This is a genomic window from Sphingomonas jaspsi DSM 18422 (genome assembly GCF_000585415.1).
GTDB classification, from domain to species: Bacteria; Pseudomonadota; Alphaproteobacteria; order Sphingomonadales; family Sphingomonadaceae; genus Sphingomicrobium; species Sphingomicrobium jaspsi.
Genome location: NZ_KK073876.1, coordinates 2,335,624 through 2,350,088, shown reverse-complemented (window position 1 = coordinate 2,350,088; position 14,465 = coordinate 2,335,624). Strand labels below are relative to the sequence as shown.

The 14,465-nt window shown below is 64.9% G+C and carries 15 protein-coding genes; 12 read left to right on the top strand and 3 right to left on the bottom strand.

The window, feature by feature from the left end:
- Nucleotides 1-11: 11 nt before the first annotated feature.
- The 8 genes from G570_RS13270 (at nucleotide 12) to G570_RS11915 (ending at nucleotide 5,633) form a co-directional block, all read left to right on the top strand.
- The gene (locus G570_RS13270; protein WP_051504412.1) at nucleotides 12-467 is read left to right on the top strand and encodes a c-type cytochrome; all 456 of its coding nucleotides are present in this window, start codon (nucleotides 12-14) and stop codon (nucleotides 465-467) included.
- Nucleotides 468-471: 4 nt separating this feature from the next.
- On the top strand, nucleotides 472-1,194 hold the full coding sequence (locus G570_RS11945) for a prolipoprotein diacylglyceryl transferase family protein (RefSeq protein WP_084607696.1): 723 nt from the start codon (nucleotides 472-474) through the stop codon (nucleotides 1,192-1,194).
- A complete protein-coding gene (locus G570_RS11940) occupies nucleotides 1,145-2,614 on the top strand; it encodes a radical SAM protein (protein ID WP_084607695.1) in 1,470 nt (489 codons plus the stop codon). The genes G570_RS11945 and G570_RS11940 overlap by 50 nt, the downstream gene beginning before the upstream one ends.
- On the top strand, nucleotides 2,611-2,832 hold the full coding sequence (locus G570_RS11935; RefSeq protein ID WP_037502653.1) for a hypothetical protein: 222 nt from the start codon (nucleotides 2,611-2,613) through the stop codon (nucleotides 2,830-2,832). The genes G570_RS11940 and G570_RS11935 overlap by 4 nt, the downstream gene beginning before the upstream one ends.
- A 17-nt stretch (nucleotides 2,833-2,849) precedes the next feature.
- On the top strand, nucleotides 2,850-3,098 hold the full coding sequence (locus G570_RS11930) for a hypothetical protein (RefSeq protein ID WP_051504410.1): 249 nt from the start codon (nucleotides 2,850-2,852) through the stop codon (nucleotides 3,096-3,098).
- Between the two features lie 65 nt (nucleotides 3,099-3,163).
- Entirely contained in the window at nucleotides 3,164-4,309 is a 1,146-nt protein-coding gene (locus tag G570_RS11925) for an isovaleryl-CoA dehydrogenase (RefSeq protein WP_037504169.1), read from the top strand.
- 53 nt (nucleotides 4,310-4,362) lie between these two features.
- On the top strand, nucleotides 4,363-5,223 hold the full coding sequence (locus tag G570_RS13265; protein WP_051504408.1) for a c-type cytochrome: 861 nt from the start codon (nucleotides 4,363-4,365) through the stop codon (nucleotides 5,221-5,223).
- A gap of 5 nt (nucleotides 5,224-5,228) precedes the next feature.
- Nucleotides 5,229-5,633, top strand: coding sequence for a DUF6010 family protein (locus G570_RS11915; RefSeq protein ID WP_037502650.1), 405 nt, complete (start codon nucleotides 5,229-5,231; stop codon nucleotides 5,631-5,633).
- A gap of 126 nt (nucleotides 5,634-5,759) precedes the next feature.
- Here G570_RS11915 and G570_RS11910 read toward each other — a convergent pair whose 3' ends face one another.
- From G570_RS11910 to G570_RS11900, 3 genes are all read right to left on the bottom strand, one after another.
- Complete coding sequence (locus tag G570_RS11910) at nucleotides 5,760-7,841, bottom strand: M13 family metallopeptidase (RefSeq protein WP_037502647.1); 2,082 nt, start codon at nucleotides 7,839-7,841, stop codon at nucleotides 5,760-5,762.
- A gap of 121 nt (nucleotides 7,842-7,962) precedes the next feature.
- A complete protein-coding gene (locus G570_RS11905) occupies nucleotides 7,963-8,730 on the bottom strand; it encodes a DUF2182 domain-containing protein (RefSeq protein ID WP_037502644.1) in 768 nt (255 codons plus the stop codon).
- On the bottom strand, nucleotides 8,730-9,362 hold the full coding sequence (locus G570_RS11900; protein ID WP_037502641.1) for a DUF1326 domain-containing protein: 633 nt from the start codon (nucleotides 9,360-9,362) through the stop codon (nucleotides 8,730-8,732). The genes G570_RS11905 and G570_RS11900 overlap by 1 nt, the downstream gene beginning before the upstream one ends.
- A gap of 143 nt (nucleotides 9,363-9,505) precedes the next feature.
- On the opposite strand from G570_RS11900, the gene G570_RS11895 reads away from it, so the two are divergent.
- The 4 genes from G570_RS11895 to G570_RS11880 are packed head-to-tail and all read left to right on the top strand — an operon-like array spanning nucleotide 9,506 to nucleotide 14,464.
- Nucleotides 9,506-11,107: a carboxyl transferase domain-containing protein gene (locus G570_RS11895; RefSeq protein ID WP_037502638.1), complete on the top strand. Its 1,602-nt coding sequence runs from the start codon at nucleotides 9,506-9,508 to the stop codon at nucleotides 11,105-11,107.
- Nucleotides 11,107-12,105, top strand: a complete 999-nt coding sequence (gene bioB, locus G570_RS11890) for a biotin synthase BioB (protein ID WP_037502634.1) — start codon at nucleotides 11,107-11,109, stop codon at nucleotides 12,103-12,105. Before G570_RS11895 ends, bioB begins: the two co-directional genes overlap by 1 nt.
- Nucleotides 12,102-12,578 carry a nuclear transport factor 2 family protein gene (locus tag G570_RS11885; RefSeq protein ID WP_037502631.1) on the top strand — a complete coding sequence of 159 codons (477 nt, stop codon included), beginning with the start codon at nucleotides 12,102-12,104 and terminating at the stop codon, nucleotides 12,576-12,578. The genes bioB and G570_RS11885 overlap by 4 nt, the downstream gene beginning before the upstream one ends.
- Nucleotides 12,575-14,464 (top strand): acetyl/propionyl/methylcrotonyl-CoA carboxylase subunit alpha, encoded by a 1,890-nt coding sequence (locus G570_RS11880; protein WP_037502627.1) that lies wholly within the window; start codon nucleotides 12,575-12,577, stop codon nucleotides 14,462-14,464. Before G570_RS11885 ends, G570_RS11880 begins: the two co-directional genes overlap by 4 nt.
- Nucleotide 14,465: the final 1 nt, after the last annotated feature.

Below are 14,465 nucleotides of genomic sequence, written 5' to 3'. Positions count from 1 at the left end.
GGCTGCGGGGCATGAACAGGGCCCTGTCGAGCAAGCTGCTATTCGCCGCCGCGGCCGCGACGTTGGCGATCGCCGTCGGTCATGGCGCGGCCAACGCGGACGTGCCGCCACCCCCGCCGCCGTCTTCGTGGAAAGCAAGGAACCTTCAGGCGCTGCCGCCCGACATGCCGCGCGAACAACTGATCGGCATCATGCGCAACATGTCGTCCGCCCTGGGGGTGAATTGCGCTTATTGCCATGCGCCGGCGTCGAACGGAGCGGGCCTGAACTTCGCATCTGACGCCAAGCGTGAAAAGGAAATGGCGCGCTGGATGATGCGGGTGACCCACGACCTCAACCAGAAGTTCGAGGTCGACATGAACAATCCGGCGGTAACCTGCTACACCTGCCATCGGGGCGCGGCGCATCCGCTGATTGTGCCGCCGCCTGCCGACCCGGCAGCGACGGCCGCTCCCCCCAAGCCCTGACCTCATGATCCATGTCCCGACGGCCCTGTGGGCCCATTATGTCGGCGACCTTTGCGCTTGGCTGGCAGCGGCGCTGGCCGCGCGCTTGCAGCATCGGCGCTGGCCCGCCGAGGCCGAACGCTTGTCCCGGATTACCGACACCAGTTACTTCATCAGTCTTGCCGTCGGGGCGCTTGCGGGGGCGTGGCTGCTGGGCAGCGCCAATTCGCTGCGGATGCTGGTCGCCGCGCCGTCGCACAGCGTTGCCGGCGCGCTTGCGGGCGGGATTGCCGGGGTCGAGCTGTGGAAATGGCGGCGCGGCATCACGGTATCGACCGGCGGTGCCTTCGTCCTGCCGATCGCGGTGGGCATCGCGGTGGGTCGGCTGGGCTGCTTTTTCACCGGGCTCGCCGATGCGACCTATGGCGTGCCGACCGGCCTGCCGTGGGCGGTCGACCTTGGCGACGGAATCGGTCGCCATCCGGTCCAGCTATACGAAGGCGTGTCGATGGCCGTCTTCGCGATCACCTATGTCCGTGCGCGTTTGGCGGGCATGAACTGGGCCACCCATCACGCTTTCCACGCGATGATTATCTTCTATGCTGCCCAGCGGTTCGCGTGGGAGTTTCTGAAGCCCTATCCGCCGTTGGTGGGGCCGCTTAATCTCTTCCACCTGTTGATGATGGGGCTGGTTGTCTATGGACTATGTTGGTGGAACCGAAGCGGACGCGATCGACAACCCGCCTGACATAGCGGCGGAACGCAAGGCAGCGCCCTACATCTTCCATCACCAGACGACGAGCTTGTGCGAGACCTGCCTCGAACTGGTCCCCGCCAAGGTCATCGTCGAGGCGGGCGGCGTGTTCTACCTCAAGCGCTGCCGCGACCATGGCGTGCAGAAAACGCTGATCAGCGACGACGTCGCCTATTGGCGTTCGCAGCAGGATTGGCTGAAGCCGGGCGACCGACCGCTCACCGCCCAGACCCGGACCGAGGCCGGCTGCCCGTTCGATTGCGGCCTGTGCCCCGACCATGAACAGCATAGCTGCCTCGCGCTGATCGAGGTCAACCAGGCCTGTAACCTGGCCTGCCCGGTCTGTTTCGCATCCGCGCAGGACCTCCATGGCAGCCACCGCCCGCTGGCCGAGATCGAGGCGATGCTCGACGCGCTGGTCGCGAGCGAGGGCGAGCCCGACCTGCTGCAATTGTCGGGCGGCGAGCCGACCATCCACCCGCAATTCTTCGACATCCTCGACGCGGTGAAGCGGCGGCCGATCCGCCATGTCATGATCAACACCAACGGCGTCCGCATCGCGCAGGAACCCGAGTTCGTCGAGCGGCTGGCGACCTATGCGCCCCGCCTCGAAGTTTATCTCCAGTTCGACAGCCTCAACGACGACGCGCTGGTCAACCTGCGCGGCGCCAAGCTCTCGCGCATCCGCCAGGCCGCGCTCGAAGCGTTGGAACGGGTCGGCCTGTCGACCACGCTGGTCGCGGTGGTGAAGCGCGGGGTCAACGATAAGGAAGTCGCGGCCATCGTCGACCATGCCCTGACCTGGAAATGCGTGCGCGGCGTCACCTTCCAGCCGGTGCAGGATGCGGGGCGAAACGAAGGCTTCGACGCCAAGGCCAACCGCATCGTCTTGGCGCAAATCCGCCGCGAGGTGGCGAAGTCGAAAGCCTTCGCCCTCGACGACCTCATCCCGCTGCCGTGCAACCCCGACCAGATCTGTATCGCCTATGGCCTGCGCGACGGTGACAAGGTGACGCCGATCACCAGCCTGCTGCCGCGCGAACTGATGCTGAACGGGCCGAACACGATCAGCTACGAAGCCTATCCCGCCCTGCGCGAACGCATTCTGGACCTGCTGTCGCTCGCCACCGCGCAGGCCAATACCGAGGAGAAGCTGGCGGGCCTGCTCTGCTGCCTGCCGCAGGCGATGGTGCCGGAGCAATTGAGCTATGCCGACAGCTTCCGCGTCGTCATCCTGCAATTCCTCGACCGTTACAATTTCGACCTCGGCACGGTGAAGCGCAGCTGCGTCCATTTCGTCACGGGTGAGGGGCAAATCATTCCGTTCGACACCTACAACACCTTCTACCGCGATGGCGCGGAGGGGGCGGACGTGCTGCGGCGGGGCAGAGCACGGGCAGGGGTAGCCGAATGAGGAAACTCCTCGGTGGCATCCTTGTCGCGGCGGGTGTGCTGATTGCCGGTCTTAGCGGGATTTGTTCGGCGTTGTTCCTGCTGGACCTGACGGCTACCAATTTCACCATCAGGGGCCTCGTCGACATCCTCAGCGCCTTCGTGCCTTCTTTGCTAATTGGGGTTGGGCTCGTGATATTGGGTCGCCGCGTCGCCCGCGGTCCGGGCGGGCGCATCTGATCGGGAGGGAATGACGCATGAGCAAATTGCTGGGCGGCATCCTGTTCGCAATTGGACTGTTGATCGCCGGCGCAAGCGGACTTTGCTCGGCCGCCGTCTTTTTCGCCGGGGTGAGCAACGTGTCTCAGATCGATTTCAGCGTTTTTCCGATCGTCGCGCTTTTCGGTGGTATTCCCTTGGCGGGCGGCATCGGACTGATGCTTCTCGGACGGTCGCTGATCCGCTCCAGCGGGGCTTCGCCGCCGAATGATCCACCCAATCCCTAACTTGTCTGTCCGACCCCGCCGATGCTAGGCGCGCCGGCAAACAGGAGAGAGTTTCGATGAGCGATATGCCGGGCATGGATTTCAACCTGGGCGAGATGGCCGATGCCATCCGCGACACGACCCAGCGCTTCGCCACCGACAAGATCCTGCCGCTTGCTGCCGAGATCGACGAGAAGGACCGCTTCCCGGTCGAGTTGTGGCCGCAGATGGGCGAGCTTGGCCTCCACGGCATTACCGTCGAGGAAGAATGGGGCGGCCTCGGCCTCGGCTATCTCGAACATGTCGTGGCGCAGGAAGAGGTAGCGCGGGCCTCGGCTTCGGTCGGCCTCAGCTACGGCGCGCATTCGAACCTGTGCGTCAACCAGATCCGGCGTTGGGCCAATCCGGAGCAGAAGGCGAAATACCTCCCCAAGCTGATCAGCGGCGAACATGTCGGATCGCTGGCGATGAGCGAGGCGAGCGCGGGCAGCGACGTCGTGTCGATGAAGCTGAAGGCCGAGAAATCGGGCAACGGTTACGTCCTCAACGGCACCAAATTCTGGATCACCAACGCCACCCACGCCGACACGCTGGTGGTCTACGCCAAGACCGGCGAAGGCAGCCGCGGCATCACCACCTTCCTCATCGAAAAGGGCATGGAAGGCTTTTCGATCGGGCAGAAGATCGACAAGTGCGGGATGCGCGGATCGCCGACCGCCGAGCTGGTGTTCAACGACTGCTTTGTCCCCGCCGAACAGATCATGGGCCCGGAAAATGGCGGGGTCGCGGTGCTGATGAGCGGGCTGGATTATGAGCGCACCGTGCTTGCCGGCATCCAGCTCGGCATCATGCAGGCCTGCCTCGACGTCGTCATCCCTTATGTCCGCGAGCGCAAGCAATTCGGCAAGCCCATCGGCAGCTTCCAGCTGATGCAGGCCAAGATCGCCGACATGTATGTCGCGCTGAACAGCGCCCGCGCCTACGTCTACCAGGTCGCCAAGGCCTGCGACGCGGGCAAGACCACCCGCTTCGACGCGGCGGGTGCGATCCTGCTGGCATCCGAAAGCGCGTTCAAGGTCGCGGGCGAAGCCGTCCAGGCGCTGGGCGGCGCAGGCTACACCAAGGACTGGCCGGTCGAACGCTACATGCGCGACGCCAAGCTGCTCGACATCGGCGCAGGAACGAACGAAATCCGCCGCATGCTGATCGGGCGCGAGATTATCGGCGCTTAGGCCTTCAGCCAAATCCATGTTAAGCCTCCGACCCTGCGAGGACGGGGGCTTCTATGCGCGTTTTGGGTTTGCTGCTGGCGATGACCAGCCTGACGGCCTGTCATCAGCGTAAGGAAGTGGCGGCGGAAGAGCCGACCAAGCCCGCCGCGATCACCTATGACGGTGCGACCACGACCGATCCCACGGCCAAGGTGGCACATGGCGAGCGGCTGAGCTTCATCCTCGGCTGCAAGGGCTGCCACGGCGAAAATCTTCAGGGCGAAAACGTGACGCCCGGCGACAAGGCCCAAGGCGATATGTGGGCGTCCAACATCACCCTGCGCATGGCCAATTACAACGACGCCCAGTTCGCCGACTTCCTGCGCAAGGGCGAGGTGCATGACGGCCGCGCGCTGGTGTTCATGCCGATTGAGACCTTCCAGTATCTCAGCGATGCCGACGTCGCCGCGCTGACCGCTTACCTGCGCACCGTGCCCAAAGCCGGGAAAGAAACGCCGCCGGTTCGACTGGGCACCGTGTGGGCTGACAAATCACCCGATGCGGATTTCCTCCCCGCCAAGCAGATGGCCGCGCGGTTCCGCGCCAACGCGCTGTCCGATTACGGCGGCCGGCATCCGCTCGGCCATTATATCGCGCAAACGGTCTGCGCGGAGTGCCATAATAGCGAGCTTCAGGGCTATGAGGATTTCAGCCCCAACCTCGACATCGTCGGAACCTATAATGACGCCGAGCTGATGCACATGTTCATGACCGGCGAGGGAAAGACGAAGAAAGACCTCGGCCTCATGAGCGGTACTGCGAGGCATCGCACTGCCAAGATGACCCAGCATGAGCGGGAGGAGCTGATCGGCTTCCTGCGGGATCGGCTGGAGGCCGAGGAAGACCAGCCCGCACATGGCGGGGAGCGGGATTAGGGGCGATGAACCTGGCTCTGGTGGTTGGCGCTACGCTGGCGGTCGCGGTCGGCGTGTTCGCGCATGTGGTCGGCTACGACCGGGATCGTTCCTTCTACGCCGCGGTACTGACGGTCGTGGGGTCGATGTACGTCCTGTTCGCGGTAATGGGCGGGGGGAATGGGCTCAAGTTGGAGATCGCTTTCTTCGCCCTGTTTGCCGCACTGGCGGCAATCGGATTTCGAAGGAGCTTATGGTTTGTCGCGGCGGGGTTGGCGCTGCATGGCCTGTTCGACCTGCTGAGGCACGACTATCTGGCCGCGCCTGGCGCGCCCGATTGGTGGCCAGCCTTTTGTGGGGCTTACGATGTTGTCGCGGCGGCGGGGCTGGCGTGGCTAATTATAAGGAGAGGACGCCGCAATGCGCGCTAGGCCGTCACGGGAGTTAATCCCGTGACGTCGATCCGGTCGCTTCGCGCCGGTCGGCCGGCCCTCGCTGTCTCTTCGCGCTGCTAGCGGTCGGATTGCCGACCGCTTCGCTACGCTCGGCGCTCGGACTCACCACACCTTCACGCGCTTTTCCGGCGCGAGGTAGAGCTTGTCGCCGGGCTTGACGTCGAACGCCTTGTACCAGGCGTCGATGTTGCGGACGGTCAGCGCGCGGAAGTTGCCGGGCGAGTGGCCGTCGGTCGCAACGCGGCCACGCAGGGCGGCGTCGCGGAACTTCGTTGCCCAGGTTTGCGCATAGGCGATGAAGAAGCGCTGATCGCCCGTCAGCCCGTCGATCACCGGCGCTTCCTTGCCGTTCAGCGAAGCGCGATAGGCATCGTAGGCGGCAGCGAGGCCCGCAACGTCGGCGATGTTCTCGGCCAGCGTCTGGCGGCCGTTGAGCTTCAGGCCCGGCAGCGCTTCATAGCCATTATACTGATCGACCAGCGCTTGGCCCGCGGCGTTGAACTTGGTGAGGTCGGCAGGGGTCCACCAGTTGCGCATCCGGCCATCGGCATCGAAGGTCGAACCCAAATTGTCGAAACCGTGGCTGATCTCGTGCCCGATCACCGCGCCGATTGCGCCGTAATTCGCAGCGGCGTCGCTGCCCGGGGTGAAGAAGGGCGGCTGCAGGATGCCGGCGGGGAAGTTGAGCGCATTCTGCGCCGGCAGGTTCACCGCGTTGACGATCTGCGGCACCATCCACCATTCATTCTTGTCCGGCGCCTGCTCTAGCTTCGCGATCTGGTGGCGATATTCGGCCAGCTGGGCACGATGGTAGTTGCCATAGGCATCGTCGGGCTTGATCTCGAGCGACGAATAATCGCGCCAGCTGTCGGGGTAGCCGATGCCGACGTGCATCGATGTGACCTTCTTGCGCGCCTCGGCCTTGGTCGGATCCGCCATCCACGGCAGCGCGGCGATCCGCTTGTCGAAGGCGGCCTTGATATTGTCGACCATCTTCCCGATCGCTTCCTTGGACGATGCCGGGAAATATTTGGCGACGTAGAGCTGGCCCATCGCATCGCCGAGCTGTTCGTTTACCACGCGCTGCAGCTGCTTGGCCCGCGCTTGCTCGGTCGGCTGGCCATTGAGCGTGGTGCCGAAGAAGGCGAAGTCGTCGGCGTGCATCTGGGTCGGCAGGACCGGGCCCGACTGGATGATCTGGTGGAACGCCAGCCAGTCCTTCCACGCGTCGAGCGGTTCGCTGGCGACCAGCGCGGACAGCTTCTTCGCCGGCTCGACCTGCCACACGGCGATTTCGGGAACGGTCGACAGCTGGGCAGCGCCGAAGAAGGCGTTCCAGTCGAGGCCCGGCGCCTTTGCGGCGAAGTCGGATTGCTTCCAGGTCTGGACCTTGCCGGCGTCTTCGGTCTCGACGATCGACGCGTGGGCCTGTGCGATCTTGGTTTCAAGCGCAAGGATCCGCGCGGCGCGCTCGTCGGCCTTGTCCAACCCGGCGCTGGCCAGCATCTTGGCAATGAACGGTTTATAGGCGGCACGGATCTTCGCCATTTCCGGTTCGGCCGATAGATAATAGTCGCGGTCGGGAAGGCCGATGCCGCCCTGCATCAGGTAGGGGACATTCTTCGACGGGTCGGTCAGCGACGAAGTGACGAAGATGCCGAACAGATTTTCGGTCTGCAGGTCGGTCGCGTTCAGCGGATCGACGTCGGCGCGGACCGTCCCGCCGATCGCGGCGGCCAGCGCGGTCTTGTCGGCGATCGCTTCATATTTTGCGATGTCGGCCTTCAGCGACGGCAGCGAGCGCTGGTCGATGCCCGGCTGGTCGAGGAAGGCCTTGGCATAATCGGCCAGGCGGCGCTCGTCGCTGCCAGCCTTAGCGTCGCTCTTGGCGAGCCCTGCGAACAGATCGTCGCTGCGCTTTTCCAGCTCTTTCTGGGCGGTGTAGAAGGCGCCGACATTGCTGCGGTCGGCGGGAATTTCGGTGGTCTTCTGCCAGTTGCCGTTGGCGTAGGAATAGAAGTCGTCACCCGGCTTGGCGGACTTGTCCATCGCGGCGAGGTTGATGCCCGCGGGGTTCGACGCGGCCGCCACTTCGGTGTCGGTCCCGCCCTTGCTGCACGCGGCGGTGCCGAGCGCGAGGCTGACACTCGCCATCAGGGCGATCATGGTCTTGCTGGTCTTCATCGATGGTCTCCGCTGGAACGCTTTGCGGCTGGCTATTGCCGGTCCGCCTATTGATGCAGCGGATTGGCGAGGTCGCGCGCGCGGCGCACCCGACTTTCGATAAACGGCGCCGCTGGCAGGATCAAAAGCCCATCAGCATCGCAAAGCCCCAGCCGATCGCGGTCATGCCGGCCAGCTTCGCCAGCCATGATCCGTAGGGCAGCAGCTTTTCGGCCGCCACCAGCAGCGTCAGGCCTGCAACCCACAGCAGGTTCATCACCCCGCCGACGAACAGCAGCAGCATCAAAAGCCAGCAGCATCCCACGCAGATCGCACCGTGGATCAGTCCCATGCGCAGCGCGCCCGCGATCCCCGGCCGGTAAAGGCGGGACAGCAGCTGGGCCGGCTGGCGGCAGCGCGACAGGCAAGCGTCCTTGAGCGCACTGAGCTGGTAGAGGCCAGCAGCGATAAGCAGGACGCCGCTAATCCGGCCGCTGGCCAGCCGCATCGCCATCTCGTCGCTCCACCCTAATTTTGCGAGTGCGACCTGCAGGCTGGCGGCCGCCAGCGAGAAACAGAGCCATGCCAGGAGGTAGCCCGCAAAGAATGCCGCACTGTGAAGGCCCTTCACGTCGCGATCTGCCGCGGCGCGGGCGTAGAGAAGCACGACGGGCGCAGCCGATGGTGTCATCATCGCCACCATCATCACCCACCACATCGACAGCGTGAGTGCAAAGCGTGGCAGGTCCCACGAAACCGGCATCGCCATGTCGGGCATCGGTGCCGGTGTCGCGCGTTCCATTCCGGCGCCGAGCCATATCCAGACCCATGCCAACACGGTCAGGGCCGCCAAACCCGACAGCGTGACCAGACGGTGCCGCTTCAGCGCGGCTTCGGCGAGGTGGCGCATCAGGCGCGGACGATACCGTGGCTGTCGAGGTCGATATGCGCGAACTGGGCGTAGCTGTTGGCCAGTCTCAACTCCATCGGTCGGCTGGCCTCGCTCGATGCCGAACCGATTTCCGCCAGCGTATATTCGAACCCGTCGGGCAGGTCGATGCGAGCGCGGATTTCACGCCCGTCGACCGGGCTCCTGATCGGCTCGCCGGTAATTTCCAGTTGGTCGCCGAACACCGATTTGCCGCGACGGCCGTCGATGTCGACGGTCATGTCGGCCGGTACGAATTGCGGCTCGTGCATCCTTTCAATGGTGGTCGCGAAGACGGCGAAGACGGTGGCGAAGGGATCGGTGTCCTGCCCGGTCATGATCTTCAGCAGCGCTTCACGCTGGGCGTCACTGGCACGCTCGTCGACGAACGCCGCAGCCTCCCCCCTGCCCTCGTGGATCGGCCCGGGCCATTTGAACACTGCGCCGATGTGCAGGCCGGAAAGGTCGGTGTCTCCATGCTTGCCGCTGTCGATCACCATCGAAAAGGCGGCGTGGCAATGGCCCTTGTCGGGCAGACCGCCGAATTGGCAGTTGCAGCCATAATCACAACTGCAATTGACCAGTTCGCGTCCGGTCAGTCGCCAGTAGGTCATGTCGTCCTCCTAGGCTTATGTCACCGCGCAATAGCAGTGGGAGCGGAGTCGGCCCAAATCGGTGGGCGTCGTACAGGTGACGGCTTTGCAAGCGGCGCCGGGCGGGCTAGGCGGCGGGACACAACAGGGATAGCGATACAGGCATGAGCGCACCGCGGCTGGACAGCAAGATCGACCTCACCGGACCCGAGGCGAAGGCGAGGGCGGCGCACAATCGCGCGCTTGCCGAGAAACTGCGCGCCGACGTCGCGACCGCCGCGCTCGGCGGCAACGAAAAGAGCCGCGAGCGCCATGTCTCGCGCGGCAAGCTGCTGCCCCGCGACCGCGTCGAACGGCTGCTCGATCCCGGCTCGCCCTTCCTCGAAATCGGCCAGCTGGCCGCTTGCGACCTCTATGACGGCGAAGTGCCGGGCGCGGGCATGATCGCGGGGATCGGGCGCGTGTCGGGCCGCCAGGCGATGATCGTTTGCAACGACGCCACGGTGAAGGGCGGCACCTATTACCCGATGACGGTGAAGAAGCACCTCCGCGCGCAGGAAATCGCGCGGGAGAACCGGCTGCCGTGCATCTACCTGGTCGACAGCGGCGGGGCGAACCTGCCGCACCAGGCCGAGGTCTTCCCCGACCGTGAACATTTCGGCCGCATCTTCTTCAACCAGGCGCAAATGAGCTCGCTCGGCATCCCGCAGATCGCGTGCGTCATGGGCAGCTGCACCGCCGGCGGTGCTTACGTGCCGGCGATGAGCGACGAGAGCGTGATCGTCCGCAACCAGGGCACCATCTTCCTCGCCGGCCCGCCATTGGTGAAGGCGGCGACGGGCGAAGTCATCAGCGCCGAGGACCTGGGCGGCGGCGACCTCCACGCCAAGAAGTCGGGCGTGGTCGACCACCTCGCCGAGAATGACGAACATGCGCTGACCATCGTTCGCGACATCGTCTCGCATCTGGGCGGCGAAGCGGGGGCGCAAATCGAAACCCGCGAACCGCGCCCGCCGCTTTATGACGCCGAAGAGCTTTACTCGATCATCCCCGAGGACGTGCGCGCGCCCTATGACGTGCATGAGGTGATCGCCCGGCTGGTCGACGGCAGCGAGTTCCACGAATTCAAGGCGCACTATGGGCCGAGCCTGGTCTGCGGCTTCGCCCACATCTGGGGTATGCCGGTCGCGATCCTCGCCAACAACGGCGTGCTGTTCAGCGAAAGCGCGGTGAAGGGCGCGCACTTCATCGAACTGGCCTGCCAGCGCCGCATCCCGCTGCTGTTCCTGCAGAACATTTCGGGCTTCATGGTCGGCGGCAAATATGAGGCGGAAGGCATCGCCAAGCATGGCGCCAAGCTGGTTACCGCCGTTGCCACTGCGTCGGTGCCGAAGGTCACCATCCTCATCGGCGGCAGCTTCGGCGCGGGCAATTACGGCATGTGCGGCCGCGCCTATTCGCCACGCTTCCTGTTCACTTGGCCCAACAGCCGCATCAGCGTGATGGGCGGCGAGCAGGCGGCCAGCGTTCTGGCCACCGTCCACCGCGACGCCGAGACATGGACTCCCGAACAGGCCGAAGCCTTCAAGCAACCGATCCGCGAGGATTATGAAGCGCAGGGCAACCCGTGGCACGCCACCGCCCGCCTGTGGGACGACGGCATCATCGACCCGGCGCAGACGCGGGATGTGCTGGGGCTGGCGTTCGCGGCGTGTCTGAATGCACCGATACCTGAGAAGCCGCAGTTCGGCGTTTTTAGGATGTAATGACGACCATGACCCGCACCGACTGGACCCGCGCAGAGATCGCGGACCTCTTCGACCTTCCTTTCACCGACCTCGTGTTCCGCGCGGCGGAGGTGCATCGCGCGCACCATGCGCACGCGGAGGTGCAGCTTTGCACCCTGCTGTCGATCAAGACCGGCGGGTGCCCCGAGGACTGCGGCTATTGCTCGCAATCCGCGCACGCCGACAGCGGGCTGAAGGCCGAGAAGCTGATGGACGTCGACGCGGTGCTCGCGGCGGCGGCGGAGGCCAAGGCGGCGGGCTCGCAGCGTTTCTGCATGGGCGCGGCGTGGCGTAGCCCCAAGGACCGCGACATGGCCGCTGTCTGCGACATGGTCGCGGGCGTGAAGGTGATGGGCCTCGAAACCTGCATGACGCTCGGCATGCTGAGCGGCGATCAGGCGCGGGCGCTGAAGGACGCGGGCCTCGACTATTACAACCACAACATCGACACCTCGCCCGAACATTATGGCGACATCATCACCACCCGCACCTTCGCCGAGCGGCTGGATACGCTGGAGGAAGTGCGGCAGGCGGGGATCAGCGTGTGCTGCGGCGGCATCGTCGGCATGGGCGAAAGCCGCGCCGACCGGGTCGGCTTCATCCACGCGCTCGCGACCCTGCCGCGCCATCCCGAGAGCTTGCCGGTCAACGCGCTGGTGCCGGTCAAGGGCACGGTGCTGGGCGACATGTTCGCGGGCGAGCGGATGATCGACGACATCGAATTCGTCCGCACTGTCGCGGTCGCGCGCATCACCATGCCGAAATCGATGGTGCGCCTCAGCGCGGGCCGCGAAAGCATGAGCGAGGCGACCCAGGCGCTCTGCTTCCTTGCCGGCGCCAACAGCATCTTCACCGGTGACAAGCTGCTCACCACCGCCAACGCCGGCGACAGCAAGGACGCGGCGCTGTTCGCCAAGCTGGGCTTAAGGCCGATGGAAGCGGAAGAGCCGATGCGTGCTATGGAGGCCGCCCGATGACCGCCAGCCTGATCCTCGCCGCCCTTGCGCTCCAGTCGCCGGAGAAGCTTCCGCCAGCGGGCCCGATCCCCGCGCCGCAGTTCGAGGAAGCGGCGGTCCTCGCGCCGATCTACGAGGCTTTCCGCGCGTTCGAAGCGCAGGATAGCGCCGCTGTCCTGCGGCTGGTTTATCCCGATGGGCGCGTGACGGCGGTCGGCACGCTGGCGAGCGGGTTCAGCGGCGTGCGCCGGTCAAGCTGGGCGGAATGGGTCGCGCGGATGAAACCGGGCAACGGCTTCAAGGAAAGCATTACCAACCCCGCGGTCGAAATCGACGGCGACGTCGCGCTGGTGTGGGCGCCCTTCACGATCGAACAGGGCGGCAAGGTCGTCGCCTGCGGCTACGATCATTTCGACATGGTTCGGCAGGATGGGGCGTGGAAAGTCATGAACGTCACCTTTTCCTCGCGCGTGACGGGATGCCCCGGCCAATGATCCAGTCGCTGCTCATCGCCAACCGCGGCGAGATCGCCTGCCGCATCATCCGCACCGCGCGCAAGATGGGGATCCGCACCGTCGCGGTCTATTCGGATGCCGACGCCAAGGCGCTGCACGTCCGCATGGCCGACGAGGCGGTGCACATCGGCCCGTCGGCAGCACGTGAGAGCTATCTCGTCGGCGACAAGATCATCGCCGCGGCGAAGGCGACGGGCGCTGAGGCAATTCATCCGGGCTACGGCTTCCTAAGCGAAAATGCCGAGTTTGCGCAGTCGGTGATCGACGCGGCGCTCGTCTGGGTCGGGCCGAAGCCGGCCAGCATCACTGCCATGGGCCTGAAGGACGCGGCCAAGAAGTTGATGGCCGACGCCGGGGTGCCGGTGACCCCCGGCTACATGGGCGACAACCAGGACCCCGCCTACCTTGCCGAAGAGGCCGCCGGCATCGGCTATCCGGTGCTGATCAAGGCGGTCGCGGGCGGCGGCGGCAAGGGGATGCGCAAGGTCGACCGCGCCGAGGACTTCGCCGATGCGCTCGAAAGCTGCCAGCGTGAAGCCGCCTCCTCGTTCGGCAACAATGTCGTTCTCATCGAAAAATGGATCGAAAGCCCGCGCCATATTGAGGTGCAGGTGTTCGGCGACAGTCATGGCAATGTCGTGCATCTGTTCGAACGCGATTGCTCGCTGCAGCGCCGCCACCAGAAGGTGATCGAGGAAGCCCCCGCGCCGGGCATGGACGAAGCGACCCGCGAAGCCGTCTGCGGCGCCGCCGTCCGCGCCGCGCAGGCGGTGAACTACGAGGGCGCCGGCACAATCGAATTCATCGCCGACGCGAGCGAAGGCCTGCGCGCCGACCGGATCTGGTTCATGGAAATGAACACCCGCCTGCAAGTCGAACATCCGGTCACCGAAGAGATCACCGGACAGGATCTGGTCGAATGGCAGCTGCGTGTCGCGAGCGGGGAGCCGCTGCCGCTCACGCAGGACGAATTGTCCATCAACGGCCACGCCATCGAGGCGCGGCTATATGCGGAGGACCCCGCGAAGGGGTTCCTGCCGTCGACCGGTCGGCTTGAGCATTTCAACCTAGGCGGCGACGGCCGGATCGAGACCGGCGTCGAAGAAGGAGACGAAATCTCGCCCTTCTACGACCCGATGATCGCCAAGCTCGTCGCGAAAGGCGCCGACAGAGATGAGGCAATCGAAAGTCTTGGTGAGGTTCTCTCGGGGGTCTTCGTATTCCCGGTCCGCACAAACGCGTCCTTTTTATTGAACGCGCTCGGAAGCGAAGAATTTCGATCCGCGGTGCTCGATACCGGCTTCATCGGGCGGCATGAAGACGAACTGGTTTCCTCGACGCCGCCATCGGCGCGTACTCTAAGCGATGCATTGCTTTGGGCAGCACGAGCCTCGACCGGATACGATCCAAAAATGCCATTTCTGGCGGGCTTCCGAATGAATGCCCAACCTCAAGCTCATCAGCATATGGCGGTGAATGGTCGCGTCGAGGAGTTTGAATTCAAAGCGACCGCCCCGGGGGATCGGTTCGAATATGGCTTTCGCGAAGATAGCGAGCCGGATTCTCAGTTCGTGGTCATTAAGGGGCAGACTTATCGAATCTCATGGCCTCGCTTCAGCGCCACCGTCGGTGGCGGTGCGCATGACGGCGACATCATCGCGCCGATGCCGGGAAAGGTGACCAGCGTCGAAGTCGCGGCGGGCGACAAGGTCATGAAGGGCCAGCGCCTGCTCACCCTCGAAGCGATGAAGATGGAGCATGGCCTGACCGCACCCTTCGACGGCACCGTCGCCGAACTCAACGCCAGCGCAGGCGCGCAGGTCGCGGTCGACAGCGTTCTTGCGCGGATACAAGCCGAGGCCTGAC

Excerpts from the sequence above, each read along its gene's own strand:
- G570_RS11905 (WP_037502644.1), bottom strand. The coding sequence starts at position 8,730 with ATGCGCCACCTCGCCGAAGCCGCGCTGAAGCGGCACCGTCTGGTCACG.
- G570_RS11945 (WP_084607696.1), top strand. The coding sequence starts at position 472 with ATGATCCATGTCCCGACGGCCCTGTGGGCCCATTATGTCGGCGACCTT.
- G570_RS13270 (WP_051504412.1), top strand. The coding sequence starts at position 12 with ATGAACAGGGCCCTGTCGAGCAAGCTGCTATTCGCCGCCGCGGCCGCG.
- G570_RS11915 (WP_037502650.1), top strand. The coding sequence starts at position 5,229 with ATGAACCTGGCTCTGGTGGTTGGCGCTACGCTGGCGGTCGCGGTCGGC.
- G570_RS11885 (WP_037502631.1), top strand. The coding sequence starts at position 12,102 with ATGACCGCCAGCCTGATCCTCGCCGCCCTTGCGCTCCAGTCGCCGGAG.
- G570_RS11935 (WP_037502653.1), top strand. The coding sequence starts at position 2,611 with ATGAGGAAACTCCTCGGTGGCATCCTTGTCGCGGCGGGTGTGCTGATT.
- G570_RS11895 (WP_037502638.1), top strand. The coding sequence starts at position 9,506 with ATGAGCGCACCGCGGCTGGACAGCAAGATCGACCTCACCGGACCCGAG.
- bioB (WP_037502634.1), top strand. The coding sequence starts at position 11,107 with ATGACGACCATGACCCGCACCGACTGGACCCGCGCAGAGATCGCGGAC.
- G570_RS11910 (WP_037502647.1), bottom strand. The coding sequence starts at position 7,841 with ATGAAGACCAGCAAGACCATGATCGCCCTGATGGCGAGTGTCAGCCTC.
- G570_RS11925 (WP_037504169.1), top strand. The coding sequence starts at position 3,164 with ATGCCGGGCATGGATTTCAACCTGGGCGAGATGGCCGATGCCATCCGC.
- G570_RS11880 (WP_037502627.1), top strand. The coding sequence starts at position 12,575 with ATGATCCAGTCGCTGCTCATCGCCAACCGCGGCGAGATCGCCTGCCGC.
- G570_RS11900 (WP_037502641.1), bottom strand. The coding sequence starts at position 9,362 with ATGACCTACTGGCGACTGACCGGACGCGAACTGGTCAATTGCAGTTGT.
- G570_RS11930 (WP_051504410.1), top strand. The coding sequence starts at position 2,850 with ATGAGCAAATTGCTGGGCGGCATCCTGTTCGCAATTGGACTGTTGATC.
- G570_RS13265 (WP_051504408.1), top strand. The coding sequence starts at position 4,363 with ATGCGCGTTTTGGGTTTGCTGCTGGCGATGACCAGCCTGACGGCCTGT.
- G570_RS11940 (WP_084607695.1), top strand. The coding sequence starts at position 1,145 with ATGGACTATGTTGGTGGAACCGAAGCGGACGCGATCGACAACCCGCCT.